Source organism: Pseudomonas sp. SWRI50 (genome assembly GCF_014269095.1).
Taxonomy (GTDB): Bacteria; Pseudomonadota; Gammaproteobacteria; order Pseudomonadales; family Pseudomonadaceae; genus Aquipseudomonas; species Aquipseudomonas kermanshahensis.
Map to the genome: position 1 here is coordinate 355,103 of NZ_JABWRW010000002.1, position 17,130 is coordinate 372,232.

The 17,130-nt window shown below is 61.9% G+C and carries 9 protein-coding genes and 1 pseudogene; 4 read left to right on the forward strand and 6 right to left on the reverse strand.

Translation table 11 applies throughout. The features are described 5' to 3' along the window. Window positions 1-334: 334 nt before the first annotated feature. Both HU750_RS03820 and tssG read right to left on the reverse strand, forming a co-directional pair. Window positions 335-823: a hypothetical protein gene (locus tag HU750_RS03820; protein WP_186676885.1), complete on the reverse strand. Its 489-nt coding sequence runs from the start codon at window positions 821-823 to the stop codon at window positions 335-337. Between the two features lie 340 nt (window positions 824-1,163). Then, window positions 1,164-1,979: pseudogene (gene tssG / locus HU750_RS03825) on the reverse strand (type VI secretion system baseplate subunit TssG); the annotation flags it as partial. Window positions 1,980-2,410: 431 nt separating this feature from the next. On the opposite strand from tssG, the gene HU750_RS03830 reads away from it, so the two are divergent. The 3 genes from HU750_RS03830 (at window position 2,411) to HU750_RS03840 (ending at window position 4,381) form a co-directional block, all read left to right on the forward strand. Then, complete coding sequence (locus HU750_RS03830) at window positions 2,411-2,854, forward strand: hypothetical protein (RefSeq protein WP_099454046.1); 444 nt, start codon at window positions 2,411-2,413, stop codon at window positions 2,852-2,854. A 57-nt stretch (window positions 2,855-2,911) separates the two neighbouring features. After that, entirely contained in the window at window positions 2,912-3,658 is a 747-nt protein-coding gene (locus HU750_RS03835) for a phytanoyl-CoA dioxygenase family protein (RefSeq protein WP_186676893.1), read from the forward strand. Window positions 3,659-3,859: 201 nt separating this feature from the next. Next, window positions 3,860-4,381 (forward strand): acyloxyacyl hydrolase, encoded by a 522-nt coding sequence (locus tag HU750_RS03840; RefSeq protein ID WP_027596791.1) that lies wholly within the window; start codon window positions 3,860-3,862, stop codon window positions 4,379-4,381. Between the two features lie 114 nt (window positions 4,382-4,495). Here the strand turns inward: HU750_RS03840 and HU750_RS03845 are convergent, their stop codons facing one another. From HU750_RS03845 to HU750_RS03860, 4 genes are all read right to left on the reverse strand, one after another. Then, the gene (locus tag HU750_RS03845; protein ID WP_186676896.1) at window positions 4,496-6,631 is read right to left on the reverse strand and encodes a TonB-dependent siderophore receptor; all 2,136 of its coding nucleotides are present in this window, start codon (window positions 6,629-6,631) and stop codon (window positions 4,496-4,498) included. A 295-nt stretch (window positions 6,632-6,926) separates the two neighbouring features. Then, a complete protein-coding gene (locus tag HU750_RS03850; protein WP_099454048.1) occupies window positions 6,927-7,817 on the reverse strand; it encodes a universal stress protein in 891 nt (296 codons plus the stop codon). A 55-nt stretch (window positions 7,818-7,872) separates the two neighbouring features. Beyond that, the gene (locus HU750_RS03855; RefSeq protein ID WP_186676899.1) at window positions 7,873-9,339 is read right to left on the reverse strand and encodes an efflux transporter outer membrane subunit; all 1,467 of its coding nucleotides are present in this window, start codon (window positions 9,337-9,339) and stop codon (window positions 7,873-7,875) included. 17 nt (window positions 9,340-9,356) lie between these two features. Then, window positions 9,357-10,139: a helix-turn-helix transcriptional regulator gene (locus tag HU750_RS03860; protein WP_186676902.1), complete on the reverse strand. Its 783-nt coding sequence runs from the start codon at window positions 10,137-10,139 to the stop codon at window positions 9,357-9,359. Between the two features lie 415 nt (window positions 10,140-10,554). Between HU750_RS03860 and HU750_RS03865 the strand changes: the two genes are divergently transcribed. Beyond that, the gene (locus HU750_RS03865) at window positions 10,555-16,923 is read left to right on the forward strand and encodes a non-ribosomal peptide synthetase (RefSeq protein ID WP_186676905.1); all 6,369 of its coding nucleotides are present in this window, start codon (window positions 10,555-10,557) and stop codon (window positions 16,921-16,923) included. The last annotated feature ends 207 nt before the right edge of the window (window positions 16,924-17,130 follow it).

The following is a 17,130-nucleotide window of genomic DNA, read 5'->3' on the forward strand; positions in this document are numbered from 1 at the left end:
CTTTAGGTCTATGAGTGATGCTGCGGCGAGTATCTCCATGATTAATTTGTCTCTTTGGATAGAGTGTGCTTCATATTTGTCGGGGATTTTATCCCAATGAATGTTGGATGCGCCTGTTGGTAGTAGCATCCTGGTTTTCATAGAGGTGGGTGTCGATGTAAGCTTGGCATTCTGGTGTGAAGCTCATCGGTTAAATCTCCTTATTATTTTTCCAACTGTTTTTTGTGTTGCCTCAAAGCAAATTGTTATTTCGTTTTTCCTGTTGAAAGCATTTATATGAGCCTTGTGTCTGTTGTCATATCCCACACGAAATCCCCGGTGTTCATCTTAATTGTCATGAAGGTAGGGGTTCCTGATTTGGTAGTAGTCGCCTGATAGTGCACTCGTATAGTTTTTTACTTCCATAAGAAGAGTAGTCAATTGAGATTTGAATTGAGAGGTCGCTAGTAAAAAATCTTAATTCGTCACTGACGCTTTTGTCAAAGTCAAATTGAGGATTTATAATGGTTTTTTTGGGTAGTTTTATGGCTCCATAATATTTCCAGTCTTCGTCGATGAATGCGTAGAATTCTTTTTGATATAATTCGGGCGAGAAGCGGTTCAAACACTCGGAAAAGGAGTGGAGTTCCTCGTTTAGGCAGGTTTTTAGTTTTAATTTTTTTATTTTATTTAGTACATCATCTGTCTCAGTTAGCTTTAGTTTTGCTATTTTCTGATGGTTGTTAGTAAATATTTCTCGGATTTTTTTCTCGTGGCTATTCTGTATTTTTTTTCCTTGTGCTTTTCTATAGAGCAACTCTTTATCATATGGATTGATAGTCAATTGCAGCACTCCTTAGTGTAAAAGACTTTTCCTTTTCCATTTCGAATTTGTGGCCGATTATGTCTGCTCATTCTGGGGTTTCCATCGTCATCTAGTTTAACCTTTCCCGCTTCCCAGTGTGGTTTTTCGATATGGCTGCTATCTAACGTTTGCTGCTGCACAGATGCAAGGCCTTTCGCTCCTCCTGGTTGCGCCATCTCATAACGGTATTCAAATCCGGATTGGTTCCTGGATTGACTAATGGGTTGCTGACTTGTAGGGATTTTTGCCTGCCTCATAGCTTCACGCCTAGCTCCCCTCGAAGTGGCAAACGGATTGACTTCACTTCCTAGTGCTTCTGGAAGTTACCGCCGCTGGGCAAGAATTCGCGAAACTGCGGCTGATTCAGGCCAGCGATCACGATGGTGAACTTGCTGTTGCGTGATTCGGTGCTGTCGCCGACCAAGAAGTTGTTATCGAGTTGGCAATTGCGGGTGCCTAGGCCATTGCGCTGGGGCAAGGGAATCGGCACCGTACGTTTTTCGTATTCACGGATAACCACCTGCTGCAGGTCGAAGCAGTGCGCGATCATGCCGGCCACCATGCTCGGTGATCGGCTGCGGCTGGCGATCATCCCCACATAACTGAGCAACCGGCTCCACGGTAGCGGTGTGGCGCCTCGCAACGCTGAGTCATCCAGCCCGATGAGGGCAAAGATGTAGCGAGAGAAGCCATCTTTTGCGCCCGGTTGAAAGCGCCGGTAGTAGCGGTACTTGCGCCATCCCTGATGCAACAGGGTGTGCAGGCGATGGTTGAAGAAGTTGAAGTACGCCGGACGCAGCCCGATGCCATGAGCGTGTTCGTAGGCAATGTCGTCGAGATAGTAGGTGGGCAGCGGCGAATCTGTGCCATGCAGCCCCAGGAAGCTGGCCTGAATCCGATAGCGATCGTCCTCCAGGCGGTCAGCGCGCAGTACGTCGGCAACCGGGAACGATAAACTGGGAGAAACCTCCAGCCGCAAGCGGCGCCGAGCCTCCCGGGACAGGGGGCGTTGTTCGAGATCGTCCCCGTGCAGCTGGTGCATCAGTTCCAGTAATTGGAAGTAGGTGTACTGGTGCGCGCTACGTAGAACAATATCGGCTCGTTGACGACGTGTTTCTTTATCGAGGTTGTCCATAGCGTATTGCATATCCCACTGTGTTTGATTATGCCTGTCGTGGCGCTATTTGATCTGTGTTGATGTAAGTCATGTTGTTGGATGATGGGTTATGTTCGATCGGTGGATCTTTAAAAGTTTGTAGGAAAATTCGCTATCGCGTTCGTCGAAATTAAACAGCTCGAACACTGGAGTGCATTCTTCCGGAAATTCACGATGTACTGGGTGATGGTTTCCTGTCGAGTATTTGGGTGTAAGAAAATGTGTGTTCGCTAGTCGTTTGCCGATCCAGCTTTTTTGAATAAAGAGTGCAATATGCCCATGAAATATAAATGCGCACGTTGAAGCGCCGACTTGCTGCCCGTGCCCGGACGACCCTCTGTCAGTAAGAAAACGAGTGTCGTTAGAGGGCGTAATAATAGGTAAACCATCCTCAGAAGGAGGGTTCTACCATGCGTAATCATCACTATGCCCTTGGTGCTGCGCTACTGCTCACCCTGGCCATGCCTTGGACGTTAGCGGCGGCTGCCGACCTCAATGCGCCTATCGACATGCAGGCTGTCCAGCTGCAGCCGCAAGAGCAAAACGGCATCCGTTATCTGGAAGGCGGTATTGGCCAGGATGAAGCCAATGCCCTGCGCAAGACCAAAGGGTACGACTTGCATGTCGAACTCTCGGCAGGCCCGGGAAGCGAGTTCCAGAGTGGCGCCACAGTCGACATCCAGAGTGCACAGGGCCAGCCCGTGCTGAGCGTTACCAACGTAGGCCCGCTGCTCTATGTGCAGTTGCCACCGGGCCATTACAAAGTTACCGGCAACGCCCAAGGTGAGACGGTACAACAGCAGGTGGCCGTCGACGGCAAAGCGCCTGTGACGGTGAACCTGCACTGGCGTTGAATGGCACAGTCCGGGCAGGAGTACATCTGTACTCCTGCCGAATGGGAGCGCACCGCCATGAGCCTGGACCTTCAGCTGGAGATGTTGGACGAGCGGGGTTTTGTGTTGATCCCCGGTGTGCTCGAACCCCTGCGTATCGCTTTGCTGCGCTGCGCCATCGATGACTTGCAGCCCATTCACTGGGATTACCAAGGGCTGCTCGAACACTACAAGTGCGTGTTCAACCGCAACCCCCTGTGGTTGCCCTTTCTGGATCTGCCACCGCTTATCAACCTGGCCGAGGCCGCGCTCGGCGAGGACTGCCACGTGATCGGCCAGACCGCCTGGCGCAGCCACCCCGGCTACCCCGGCATGGCGCTGCACCTTGATCACCTGCCCATGAAACTGCCTGCCTGGCTCAGCGAGCGAGGTGCCTTTACCCAGCCCATGCAGATCCTTACCGTGCAGCTGTACCTCAGTGATATCGATCACAGCATCGGGCCGACCTGGATCGTGCCTGGTAGCCATCGTGCAGCACGCCCACCCGAGGCCGGCGAGTCCGAGTGGCAAGGGCGTGAAGCGCATCCGGTGTTGTGCAAGGCGGGGGATGCATTGGTGTTTCGCAGTGATGTCTGGCACAGCGGCGGCGCCAATTGCACGCAGTCGCGTGAGCGCGACATGCTGCAGGTGCATTACGGCCGACGCATGGTGGCGCAGAAGTTTTCGCCGTATTTGCACTGGCAATTCAACCCGCAGGTGTTGCAGGAGGCGACGCCGAGGCAGCGGCGGCTGTTGGGTGAGCATGAAGAGGCGGCCTACGACTGAATGGCGACAGGGCCCGTGATAGGGCGGTCGCCCTGGTATTAGCCAATGGTGGCAAACAGCTTTCAACTTTCTGATTATCTGGACAATAATCAGAGAAGTATTACTTGGTGTGACCGGTTTGGATGCGCCGGCCACCGCATAAGCTCGAGGGGCTCAAGCCCCCACTTTGCCCGTGTTGTAGACCATCAGGAGATGTCATTGATGAAAACCCGTCTCGCTGCTTCGCTGGCCGCTGCAGTGCTGGCCTTCGCGGGGGCCAACCTGGCCCAGGCCGCGCAGGTATCGGCTGCAGTTGGCGCCACCAGCCAAGGCGACATGACCTACCGTATCGGCCTTTCGTTCGACTGGGACAAGAAATGGCTGGAAAGCAGTACCGGTTATGTGACCGGTTACTGGGATGCGGCCTACACCTATTGGGAAGGCGGCGACGCCAGCGGCGCGCACTCGTTGTCGTTCAGCCCGGTATTCACCTACGAGTTCAGCGGTTTCACCTATACCCCATACATCGAGGCCGGTATTGGCCTGGCGGCATTTTCCAAGACTGAAGTGGGCGACCAGCGCCTGGGTTCGGCGGTCAACTTCGAAGACCGCATTGGTTTCGGCCTGAAGCTGCCAGGTGCGCAGAAGGTCGGCATCCGCGCGATGCATTACTCAAACGCGGGTATCAAACAGCCTAACGACGGGATCGAGTCTTACGCGTTGTTCTACAGCAAGGCGTTCTGAGTTTGATGCGCTTTTTGTAGGAGCAGCCTTGCGCTGCGAAGAGGCCGGTACCGGCAACAGATATGCAGTGCCAGTACCGACCTCTTCGCAGCACAAGGCTGCTCCTACAGTCAGCTAGAAGGTGTACGAAACCCCGGCCTGCACCGTTCGCGGTGCGCCCGGGTACACGTAGTTGTTGAACGCCCCTTCGTCATACCCTTTGTTGAAGACGTTCTTCACATCGAGGTTCAGCCGCACGTGTTCATTGACCTTGTAGAAGCTGAGCAGGTCAACCACGCTGTAGCGCTCCATGGTGTAGGTCGTCACGGCTGTCTGGCCGGCGCGATCATCCACGTATTTCAGGCCAACACCCAATCCAAGGCCTTTGACCGCGCCGTCCTGGAATTCGTAAGTGTTCAGCAGGCTGAAACTGTTGCGTGGGATGTTGGCCAGGTGGGTGCCGGTAGGCAAGCTGGTGTCTTTTGTCACTTCGGCATCGACATAAGCGTAGCCACCTATCACGCGCCACTCGGGGGTGATGTTGCCCGCAATGTTGATGTCCAGCCCGCGGCTGCGCACCTCACCTGCTGCAATGCTGTAGACCCCGGTGGGGTCGTTGGGGTCGCGTGCCAGCACGTTTTCCTTGACGATGTGGTACACCGCCGCATCGATGCTCAGCTGGCGATCGAGCGCTTCCCACTTCACGCCCAGCTCGTAGGATTTACCCTTCTCCGGGTCGAAGCTGCCGCCTCCCGCAGGGGCGCCACTGTTGGGCTTGAATGAACGCGCCGTGTTGGCATAGACCGCCACCGTGTCGGTCAGGTCGTAGATCAGGCCAACGCGCGGGGTGACGCCGTTCTCGCCCTTGCTGAAGTCACGGGTGTCGACCAGCTTGTCGTCATAGTCGTGCTCAAAGCGCTCGAAGCGGATGCCGGCCAACGCTTTGAGGCGCTCGGTCAACGCCACTTGGTCCTGAATGAAGAAGGCCCAGGTCTGCAGGTTTTCCTTGTCCCAGGTGGTGGTGCGTGTCAACGCGGGCCTTGGCTGGCCGAGCACTGGGTCGTAGATATCGATGGGGTAGGTGCCGACGGCTGCCGAGGAACGCTGGATGATCGAGTTGTAATCGTAGTTTTCGTACTCGATGCCGGTCAGCAGGGTGTGGCTGAAACCACCGGTGTCGAAATGCCCGGTAAGGTTCAACTGCCAGTCACGGTCAGTCCATTCCAGTTTGCGGTAGTTGAAGTTGCGCTGCAGGGTACGCCCGTCAGCGGGTGCGCCGTTGGCTTCGACCGCGTTGCCCTTGAGCGAGCCATCGAGAAACTGGAACCCGCCCCCCAACGTCCAGTTGTCATTGAGCAGGTGCTCGAAGCGTACCTGGGCCATGTTGTTGTCGTTGTGCAGCACGTTGTCGCTGCCTTTCTCCCAGATATAGGTGTCGCGCGAGGCGCTGCCGGTCTGGGTGGCATAGCGGGTCAGGCCGCGGTCCAGTGGGTGGTTGTTGCGCATGAAGTCGCCTTCGAAGACGATTCTGGTGCTGTCGTTGACCTGCCAGCTGACCACGGGCGCCACGTCGTAGCGCTCGCTCTCGACATCATCGCGAAAGCTCTCGCCACCTTCGCCAAGCACGTTCAACCGGTAAGCGAGCGAGCCGTCCTCATTCAGCGGGCCGGTGGCATCGAGGGTAGCGCGGTGCATGCCTTGGTCGTCGATCTGGCTGCCCAGGGTGACCTTGCGTTCAGCCAGCGGTTGCTTGCTGACCACGTTGAAGGTGCCACCAGGGTCGCCACGCCCATACAGGCTGGTGGCTGGGCCGCGGATCACTTCAAGGCGCTCGACAGTATTGGCGTCGGGGGCGTTGGGGTAGCCGCGGTTGATCGGGAAGCCATTGCGGTAGAACTCGCCCGTGGTAAAGCCACGCACCGTGAACGTGGTCAAGCCCTGGCCGCCAAAGTTGTTGGCGCGGCCAACGCCGCCGGCGTAGTCCAGGCCATCTTGCAGCCGTGTGGCGCCGGTGTCTTCGAGCACGTCCTTGGGGACCACGCTGACCGATTGCGGGGTTTCGTGCAGGGCGGTGTCGGTGCGCGTGGCGCTTGCCGAACGGCTGGCCTTGTAGCCGACGACCGGGCCATCGGCGCGTTCACTGTCGGCAGTACCGGTGATACTCAAGGCCTGGAGTTCGATCCGGGCGGGGTCGCTGGGCGATTCGGGCTCAGCCCAGGCCAACGGGGAGACAGCATGAAGCACACAAAGCGAAACGAACGTGCGACGCATCGACGGTACGATCCTGGAGTAGGGCGCTAGGGGGAGGGGTAGAAAGCGTCGCGACACTACTACGAATCATTATCAAATGCATTCTTTTTAAATGGAGCGCGCGTGCCAAATGCCTACCTTCACCGCCGGCCCCTGTAGGAGCGGCCTTGCGTCGCGAAAGGGCCGCGCAGCGGCCCCAGCAATATTGTAGGTGACACTGAAATCGGGGACTGCTCCGCAGCCCTTTCGCGACGCGAGGCCGCTCCTACAGGGGCTGCGGATTAATGACGAATCGGGCACATAGTTCGCCGAATACTCAATGCATCGCCTTGATCGCCAGCACATTGCACAGCGGATGCTCCAGCACATGCGCCGTGGTACCGCCCAAAAAGGTCTGCATGGCGTCGTGGCGATGGCTGCCCATGACGATCACATCGACCCGGCTATGGCTGACGAACTGGGCAATCGCACGAATCGCTGGCCCCTCGACGAAATGCCTGCGCTCCAAGGGCACCTGGTGATGGTCGCCCAGGCGGTTGAATGCTGAACGCTGTGCGGTACGCACACTGCCATCGAAGCCAGGCATGGTGACGGTGCCGGCACCGAAGTCGGCGATGTGGGTCTTGGCCGCGTCGCACACATGCAGCAGGTGCAGTTCGGCATTGCACTGCAGCGCCAGCGCATGGGCGCTGTGAATGACCTGCTCATCGAGGTGTTCACCGGCGCCATGGCTGTTCAGGTCCACTGCGGCGGCGATCTGCTTGGGCAAGGGCAGGCGGATGTCACTGATCAGGTGCACGGCAACCGGGCTGTCCTTGAGCAACTGCCAGTCCAGCGGTGTCACCAGCAAGCGTTTGAGCACCGGTTCGTGCTGCACGTCCTTGATCAGCAGGTCGCAGCCCAAGCGTTCGATACGCTCGAGCACGCTGGCCAACGGGTCGCGGGTCAGCAGCAGTTCGGTGGACACATCCAGGCCGGCGTCGGCCATCTGCTCGGCTTCATCGGCCAGCCACTGGCGATTGTCGCTGAGCAGCCGTTCACGCTCCCGGCCATCGCTCATCAAACCGAAAGTGTCGACATCGTCGACGAATACGTTGATATCGAGTAGCGCACCGCTTGACTCTGCCAACGCCGCCGCGCGTTGTAGAGCCGGCGTGTGGCGCATCTGCGGGCCGAGCATGACGAACAAACGCTTGAACTGGCTCATCTCACACCTCCGCGTGTGGAAGCCCCCCGGTTCATGCCTGGTGATCTGGCCCTGTTCAGTCTAGACCCACGTAGGCACCCTTGGGCGCCGCTTCGCTTGCGCTTGCCGCAGACGGAGCCTGGGTGTCAGCGGCCTCTTTCCACCCGCCACCCAACGCCGCGTACAGGTTCACCTCTGCCACCAACTGCGCCAGGCGGTCATTGATCAGCCCCTGCTGGGCACTGAACAACGAGCGCTGCGCGTCGAGAAAGGTCAGGCTGCTGTCCACGCCGATCCGGTAGCGGTGTTCAGCAAGGTTGTAGTAACGCTGGTTGGAGGCCACCAAGTCGCGTTGCGCCTGCAGTTGCCGCTGGTAAGTCGCCCGCGCCGCCAAGCCGTCGGCCACTTCCTGAAAGGCGCTTTGGATTGCTTTTTCGTACTGCGCTACCTGAATGTCCTTCTGCAATTGGGCATAGTCCAGGCTGGCACGCAGGCTACCGGCGGTGAAGATCGGCAGGTTGATCTGTGGCTGGAACAGCCAGGTCCCTGACCCTGCATCGAACAGCCCACTGAGCGCCGGGCTGGTACTGCCGGCATTGGCGGTCAGGCTGATGCTCGGGAAAAACGCCGCACGCGCGGCGCCAATATCGGCGTTGGCCGCACGCAGCTGGTATTCGGCCTGGAGGATGTCGGGGCGGCGTTGCAGCAGGTCTGACGGCAGCCCGGCTTGCAAACCGGCGATCTGTTCGTCGGCCAGCGGCAAGGCGCCGAGGCCGTCGGCCACAGGGGCGCCCACCAGTACCGTCAGTTGGTTGAGGTCTTGGGCGACTTGGCGTTTGTAACGGGCGACGGCCGCCCGGGTACTGTCGACACTGGTCCGCGCCTGGATCTGGTCCAGGGCCGACACTGTGCCGGCGCGGCGCTGGTTGGCGGTCAGGCGCAGGCTGCGCTCGTCCGCGGCCAGGGTTTCGTTGGCCAGCGTCAGCAGTTCCTGGTCGGCACGCCAGGTCAGGTACACGCTGGCGACACTGGCCACCAGGCTCAATTGGGTGCTGCGCCGGGCCTGGTCGCTGGCCAGGTAAGTCAACAGCGCTTGGTCACTGAGGCTGCGCAGGCGACCGAACAGGTCCAGCTCATAAGCACTCACGCCTAGCGTCGCAGCAGTGGTGGAACTGATCATGCCCTGGTCGGTACCGGTCATGCGCCGCGGCAGATACTGGCGTTGCCCCTGGCCATTGGCCGAGACCTTTGGCAACAGCTCGGCGCGCTGAATGCGGTATTGGGCGCGGTAGGCTTCGACATTGAGCGCCGCGCTGCGCAGGTCGCGGTTATTGGCCAGGGCGCTGTCGATCAGTTGGCGCAGGCTCGGGTCGTGGAACACCTGGCGCCAGTCCTCGATGGCCGGGTGCTTCTGCACATCGCCGGCGTAGGCCGGCCCTTGCGGGTACTGGGTGGCGACGGGGGTGTCCGGGCGCTGGTAGTCAGTGGCCAACGAACAGCCGCACAACAGCGCCGCGCACAGGATAAGGCTGGATCGGGGCATCAGAGGGTCTCGCAGAGTCAGGCGCCTGCCATCCACTTGGTCAAACCATGGCGGCCACTGACCCCCAGCTTGGCGGTGGCGCGCTTGAGGTAGGTTTCGATCGAGCTGTTTTTCACGTTAAGCCGCTGCGCCATTTCTGGCACCGTGCCGCCCGTCAGCAGGCCCAGGCAGACCTCCTGTTCACGCGTCGAAAGCCGCACGGCTTCCTGCACCAGCCGTTCACCAAAGGAGTGGCGTAACGCGCCCGCCTGCAGATCGCACAGCGGCGACCCGGTCTGCCGCGCGGCCCCTTGGTTGAGCAACTGGCCGTGGTGCTCGACCAGGGGCAGCAAGGTGTCGGACAGGCTTTTCAACTGCGACAACTCACTCAACGAAAAGCCCCGCTGGCTGGGCAGGCGGTGAAAGCAGATGACCCAGCGCCGGGCACCGCTGCAAGACACCAAGTTGCACTGGTGGGCGCTGTGGCGCGGGTGGTCGGTGTCCGGGGGGGCCTTGAATTCGATCAGCAGCGGGTCTTTCATCTGCATGATGCTCTGCAGCAGAGGGTGGCGCAGAGGATCGACGCCGGGCAGTTCAGGTGCTGGGCCGGCGCTGCCGAGTACCCTGATGCGGCTGATGCTGGCGCCGCGTGGCTCGAGGGTCCATTCGCTGAGGTCGAGCCTGTGGATCGGCACTTGGGCATCGACCAGTTGCAACATCTGTTCGGCAAAGCCCTCGGCGCCGGTACTGGCGATCAGTTCGCCAAGTTGCAGATACAGCTGGGGGTCGGGGCGGTGTTCGAGGCTGTCGGTCAGCTTCATAGCGTTGTCATCCTTGATCCAAAGCGTTACGGCGGGTGGTGTCGCAGGCGAGTCCTCCGGGTGGCGAGTGGTTTGTGGCGGTATTCAAGCCCGGCCTGGGGGCCGCGTCTGTAATGGAAAACAGGGACAGAAAGTGCCACCGATTACGGATCAGTGGGGCAGGGCACTTACAGGCGAGACACTGCACATGAACGGAACAGCCAGCCAATTGACGTCAGAAGCGTGGCGATCAAGGCCTGATCCCGACCGATGGCCCTTGGCGTAGGCCAAACCGGGCAGCCGCTGTGGCAAATCTCCTACATGTTTTTCAGCAGCCATCGACAGGCCCGGTGCGTGTCCGGGTTTCGGGGGCCATACAGCCTGAAGGTGGGGTGCTTGAATCCGCGGATGATCAACCAGAAGGACCTGCCTAACCATGCCTGCCGCCCAAACCTTTGCCCTGACCGTTGCCCAGCGCGACATCTGGCTGGACCAGATCAGCCACGGCGACTCGCCGCTGTACAACATCGGCGCGTACGTCGAACTGGCCGGCGGGGTGGATGCCGAGCGGCTAAACCGGGCACTGGCGCACCTGGTCGCCCAGCATGATGGCCTGCGCACCGTGCTGGTGACGCACGCGGGCCAGGGTGGGGTAGCCCGCCAGTACTTTGCCGAGGCCCTCGATGTGCCGCTGGTGCAGCACGATGTCCGCAGCGCGGATGACCCGTTCGGCGCTGCCCAAGGCCTGTTGCAAACACAGATGCAGACACCCTACCGCCTGGATGCCAGCCCACTGTGGGGGGCGACATTGATCCGCCTGGGCGAGCAGCGGTACCTGTTTGCCGTGCAGGCCCATCACCTGATTCTCGATGGCTGGGGCGTGGACCAGTGGTTCAAGCAGATCGCCGATCATTACCGCCTGCTTGAACAGGGGCTGGCATTGCCAGACAGCGCACCGTCCTACCGCGCGTTCATCGAGGACGATGCCCAGTACCAGGGTTCGCCACGCCATGACCGCGACCGCGATTACTGGCTGGCCAAGTACCAGCAGCTACCCGATGCCTTGCTGGCACCCCGCGAGCGCAATGCGCAGCACGTGTCGCCGCCCAGTGCGGTACTCGAACAGCCCTTCGATACCCGCTTGCTGGCACGTATGCGTGCCCTCGGTACCACGCTGCAGGCCTCGCCCTTCCATGTGCTGCTGGCGGCGTTGCATGTGTGCAGCGCACGTACCTGGCAGCGTGACGAGTGGGTGGTCGGCCTGCCGGTGCGCAACCGTGGCAACGCCCAGTTCAAGTCTACCCTGGGGCTGTTTACCCAAGTCAGCGCACTGCGCATGGACTTTGGCCGTGAACGCTCGTTCAGCGCGTTGGTACAGGGGATCCGCGATGCGCTCAAGCAAGACTTTCGCCATCAGCGTTTCGCCCTTAGCGAACTCAATCGCAGCCTTGGTGCATTGCGTGAAGAGCGGCCGCACCTGTTCGAGCTGATGGTGTCATTCGAGGAGGATGGCAACGACCTACGCTTCGGTGATGTGCCCGGCCACACGGTGATGGTCTGCAATGGCCACGAGCCCACGCCCTTGAGCATTCACCTGCGTTGCAACAGCCAACGCGACAGCGCGTGCCTGCACCTGGTGCACAACCGCGCCTGGTTCAGCGATGAAGACGTGACAGCATTGGCCGAGCGCCTGCTGCATGTGCTGGAGCAAGGCCTGGAGCAGCCCGAACAAAGTATCGCGGCGTTCGATCTACTGACCGCCCGCGAGCACGCCCGCCTGCGGCAGTGGAATGCGACGGCGCAAGCAGCGCCTGAACAGGCTGAGGCGTTGATCCATCGTCGTATCCAAGCTCAGGCCAACGCCACGCCACACGCCGTGGCGGCGCAGCACGACGGCCAGCGCCTGAGCTATGGCGAACTCGACCGGCGTGCCGACGCGCTGGCCCGGCACCTGGCAGCCCTTGGCGCCAAACCTGACCAGCGGGTAGCGGTGGTCGCCCAGCGCGGCCTGGACACCTTGATCGGCCTGCTGGCCGTGCTCAAGGCCGGGGCCGCTTACGTGCCGATTGACCCTGCCCACCCGCAGGAGCGCCTGGCCTATCTGCTGCAAGACAGCGCGCCGGCCGTGGTGCTGACCCAGTCGCGGCTGCTCGACCGCCTTCCACCCCATGGCCTGCCACAGGTCGTGTTGGACCGCTGGGACTGGAACACGGCAACCGCCGCAATGCCAGCCCCTGTGCAGCCGCAAGCGAGCGACCTGGCCTATGTCATCTACACCTCCGGCTCCACCGGCCAGCCAAAGGGCGTGATGGTCGAGCACCACATGCTGGCCAACCTGGTCGACTGGCACTGCAGTGCCTTCAACCTGGGCCCCGGGCGCCACCAGTCGAGCCTGGCCGGCTTCGGCTTTGACGCCATGGCCTGGGAGGTGTGGCCCGCGCTGTGCAGTGGCGCTACTTTGCACCTGGCACCGGTGCGTGACGGTGCTGAAGACATCGACGCCTTGCTCAGTTGGTGGCGCGCCCAGCCGCTGGATGTCAGCTTCCTGCCCACCCCGGTGGCCGAGCATGCCTTCGCCCAGGGCGAGCTGCACCCGACCTTGCAGACCCTGCTGATTGGCGGCGACCGCCTGCGGCGTCTGGCCCGCGAGCGGCGCTACCGGGTCATCAACAACTATGGCCCCACCGAAGCCACGGTGGTGGCGACCTCGGGCGAAGTAAACGCCGGCGGCCCGCTGCATATCGGCCGCCCGGTGGCCAACACCCAGGTGTACGTCCTCGATGAGCAGTGCCGTCTACTCCCAATCGGCGCCCCAGGCGAATTGTATGTGGGCGGCAAGGGGGTGGCCCGGGGTTACCTCAATCGGCCGCAGATGACCGCCGAGCGTTTTCTCGATGACCCGTTCAGCGCGCTGCCAGGGGCACGCATGTACCGCACGGGCGACCTGGTACGCTGGCTGCCCGACGGTACGCTGGAGTACCTCGGGCGCAATGACGACCAGGTGAAAATCCGCGGTGTGCGGGTTGAACTGGCCGAAATCGAGGCCGCCCTGGCCAGCCATGCGGCGGTGCGCGAGTGCGTGGTGATGCTTCGCGATGGCCAGTTGCAGGCTTGGTTCATTGGCGAGGCGGCGGTGCTGCCCAGAGTGCTGCATGACCACCTGCGCGAGCGGCTGCCAGTCGTTTTGTTGCCGGTGGCCTATGTCAACCTGGCCAGTTGGCCATTGACCGCCAATGGCAAACTCGACCGCCGTGCCTTGCCGACAGCGGACGAAGCCGCCAAGGTGCGCCGCGAGCACGAAGCGCCGATCGGCGACATTGAGCAACGCCTGGCCTTGCTGTGGGCCGAATTGCTGCAGGTCGAGCGGGTAGGGCGCCAGGACCACTTCTTCGAGCTGGGCGGCCACTCGCTGCTGGCCGTGCAACTGATAGAGCGCATGCGCCAGCAGGGCCTGCAAGCCGATGTACAGGTACTGTTCGGCCAATCGACCCTGGCCAGCCTTGCGGCCAGCGTAGTGGTCGGCGAAGCCGAGCGCGTGCCGGCCAACCGGGTTCCGCCAGGGTGCCAGCACATCACGCCGGGCATGCTCACCCTCAGCGAACTGTCGCAGGTTGATATCGACCGCATCGTTGCCACGGTGCCGGGCGGCGCAGGCAACGTGCAGGAAATTTATCCGCTGGCGCCCCTGCAACAAGGCCTGCTTTACCACCACGTCACCGATGCTCGCGACCCGTACCAGCAGCAGGCTTTGTTCACCTTTGCCAGCCGCATGCAGTTACAGGCCTTCACCGAAGCGTTGCAGCAGGTGATAGACCGTCACGACATCTTGCGCACCAGCCTGGCCTGGGAGGGGCTTGAACAGCCCCAGCAGGTGGTCTGGCGCCAGGCCCTTCTGACGGTCGACAACTGGGTGGGGGAGGCACACGCAGGCAACATAGCCGGGCAAATGCGCAGCCACTTCGACCCCCAGCAACGGCCCTTGGACCTGCGCCAGGCACCGATGATGGCGCTGGCCTGCGCCGAGGATGCCCAGCACGGGCGTTGGTTGGGCTTGCTGCGCTTCCACCACTTGGTCAACGATGCCGTTTCGCTGCAGGTGCTGTTGGGCGAGCTGGACGCCTTCATGGCTGGGCGCGGCGAGCCGTTGCCGGCACCTGTGCCGTATCGTGACTACGTGGCGCTAAGCGCTGCCCCCGAGCGCCAGGCCCGGCACGAAGCCTTCTTCCGCGAGCAACTGGCTGGCATCGAACCACCAGCGCCGATTGCCGGGCTGGGTGGCGAGCCGGTCGACGAGGGTGACCTGCACAGCCACAGCCAGGTGATCGATGCGCCGCTGGCAGGGCTGTTGCGCGCTCAGGCCCGGCACCAGGGCGCGAGCCTGGCCAGCCTGCTGCACCTTGCTTGGGCCCAGGTGCTTGGCGCCCTCGGTGGGCGTGATGAGGTCACCCTGGGCACCGTGTTGCTGGGCCGCAGCATGGCTGGCAACGGGGCTGATCGTGCCCTGGGCATGTTCATCAACAGCGTGCCCTTGCGGGTAGGCCTGGCGAATCGCTCGGTCGACCAGGCGCTGAGCGAGACCCACGCGCGGTTGGCCGCCTTGCTTGGCCATGAAGATGCGCCGCTGATCCTCGCCCAGCAGTGCAGTGGTTTGCCCGCCGGCACGCCGCTGTTCAACAGCCTGATCAACTACCGCCAAGGGGCAGTAATGCTCGGTCCGGTATTGCCCGGCGTAGAGCTGGCCGAAGCCAGTGAAGTACACAGCCATGGCCTGGTCCTCACGGTGGACGACCATGCCGACGGGCTACAGCTCGCCCTGCGCGCGCCGCGTGCGATTGGCGCGCAGCGGGTGCTGAACTACTTGTTGACCACCTTGCGCCAACTGGGCAATGCCCTGGCCGAGCGCCGCAGCACGCGCCTGGATGCACTGTGCGCGGTGCCGGACGGCGAGCTGCACCGCTTGCTGCAGGGCTTCAACGCCACCGAAGACCCGCAAAGCCCGGTCAGGCAGACCTTGCCGGCGCTGTTCCAGGCCCAGGTGCGGCGTACACCCCATGCCATCGCCCTGCAGGCTGAGGACGGTTGCCTCGATTACCAAGCCCTCAACGCCCAGGCCAACCGCCTGGCCCACCACCTGATCGCCCTGGGTGTTAAGCCCGACGCGCGGGTGGCGGTTTGTGTCGAACGTGGCGTTGCACTGATGGTCGCCTTGCTGGGCGTGCTCAAGGCCGGCGGCGCCTACGTGCCACTCGACCCCGCTTACCCGGCCGAGCGGCTGCGCTTCATGCTGGAAGACAGCACGCCGTCGGTGGTGCTGGTGCACGGCGCTACCCTGGGCCTGTTCGAGCAAATGCCAGGCCCTGTGCTTGACCTTGACCGTGGCGATTGGCACACCTGCTCGGCAGCCGAACCGCAAGTGCCAGGCCTGGGCCCGAGGCAGTTGGCTTATGTGATGTACACCTCGGGCTCCACCGGCACCCCGAAGGGAGTGATGGTCGAGCACCGTGGCCTGTGCAACCTGATGCACTGGGGTTCGCGCATCTGCCCGCCACGCCCGGGCGATGCGTTGCTGCAACGGGCGCCGTTCACCTTCGACGGTTCGGTCTGGGAGCTGTTCTGGCCGCTGACCGCCGGTTTGCGCCTGGTCCTGGCGCGCCCTGATGGGCACCGCGACCCTGCGTACCTAGTGCAGTTGGTGCAGGCCAGGCAGGTGACCACGATCAAATTCGTCCCGGCGCTGCTGCATCAGTTTTTGGAAGAGCCGGGTGTTGAGCGTTGCACTAGCCTGACGGACATTTTCTGCGGCGGCGGTGAATTGACATTGGCGCTGGTACAACGCCTGCGCGAATGTCTGCCCACGGTGCGCCTGCACAACGTCTATGGCCCGACCGAAGCGACGGTAGACAGCACCGCCTGGACCCTGCAGCCGCACGAACCGCTGCCGTTGATCGCGCCCCCGATCGGCCGGCCGATCGCCAATACCCGCCTGTATGTGCTCGATGCGCATGACCGCCCGGTGCCACTCGGCGCGGTGGGCCAGTTGCACATTGGCGGCGTCGGCGTGGCCCGCGGCTACCTCGGGTTGCCGGCATTGCAGGCTGAGCGCTTCATCGCCAGCCCATTCGTCGAGGGCGACCGCCTGTATCGCACCGGGGACTTGGTGCGGTACCGCCTGGACGGTGAGCTGGACTTTGTCGGCCGCAACGATTTCCAGGTCAAGCTGCGTGGGTTGCGGGTCGAGCTGGGGGAAATCGAAGCGTCGCTGACGGCGCATCCGGCCATCGGGCAGGCCGTGGTGCTGATGCGCGAAGAGCGCCTGGTGGCCTACTTCACCTGCCGTGAGGGCAGTAGCGCACCCGCGCTTGAGGTGCTGCGCAGCCACGTGCTGGCGCGCATGCCCGATTACATGGTGCCGCAGGCGTTCGTGGCCCTGGCCGAGCTGCCGTTGAGCAACAACGGCAAGGTCGAGCGCCAGGCCTTGCCAGCGCCGGGGGCCGAGGCAGTGATCAGCCGCCAGTACCAGGCCCCGCGCGGCGAGCTGGAAACGGCGCTGGCCGAGATCTGGACCGATGTGCTGAAGCTCGAGCAGGTTGGGCGTGACGACAACTTCTTCGAGCTGGGCGGCCACTCACTGCTGGCGGTCAGCCTGGTGGCACGCATGCGCCAGGCCGGGTTGCATGTGGATGCCCGCACCTTGTTCAGCCAGCCGACCCTGGCTGCGCTGGCCGCCAGCACCCGCCTCGAGCAGGTCGAGGTGGTGATACCGCAGACCACCATTCCCAGCCTGGGCAAACGCAGGCGCATCTGAGATTGCCGGGGCCGCGTTGCGGCCCATCGCCGGCAAGCCAGCTCCTACAGGGTGCTCACAAGGTCTAAGCCTGCGCAGATACCTGTGGGAGCCGTCTTGCCGGCGATCGCTTTCCGAAATTGTCCCCGCTTCCCATGTCAGACCGACCGGTCACGATCCTTTAGCGTGTCCACGATTCCCATTCCAGGCAAAGCAGGATGCTTACCG

Bases quoted from the DNA above. Each gene is read 5' to 3' on its own strand.
- HU750_RS03830 (WP_099454046.1), top strand. From the start codon at position 2,411: ATGCGTAATCATCACTATGCCCTTGGTGCTGCGCTACTGCTCACCCTG.
- HU750_RS03835 (WP_186676893.1), top strand. From the start codon at position 2,912: ATGAGCCTGGACCTTCAGCTGGAGATGTTGGACGAGCGGGGTTTTGTG.
- HU750_RS03840 (WP_027596791.1), top strand. From the start codon at position 3,860: ATGAAAACCCGTCTCGCTGCTTCGCTGGCCGCTGCAGTGCTGGCCTTC.
- HU750_RS03845 (WP_186676896.1), bottom strand. From the start codon at position 6,631: ATGCGTCGCACGTTCGTTTCGCTTTGTGTGCTTCATGCTGTCTCCCCG.
- HU750_RS03850 (WP_099454048.1), bottom strand. From the start codon at position 7,817: ATGAGCCAGTTCAAGCGTTTGTTCGTCATGCTCGGCCCGCAGATGCGC.
- HU750_RS03855 (WP_186676899.1), bottom strand. From the start codon at position 9,339: ATGCCCCGATCCAGCCTTATCCTGTGCGCGGCGCTGTTGTGCGGCTGT.
- HU750_RS03860 (WP_186676902.1), bottom strand. From the start codon at position 10,139: ATGAAGCTGACCGACAGCCTCGAACACCGCCCCGACCCCCAGCTGTAT.
- HU750_RS03865 (WP_186676905.1), top strand. From the start codon at position 10,555: ATGCCTGCCGCCCAAACCTTTGCCCTGACCGTTGCCCAGCGCGACATC.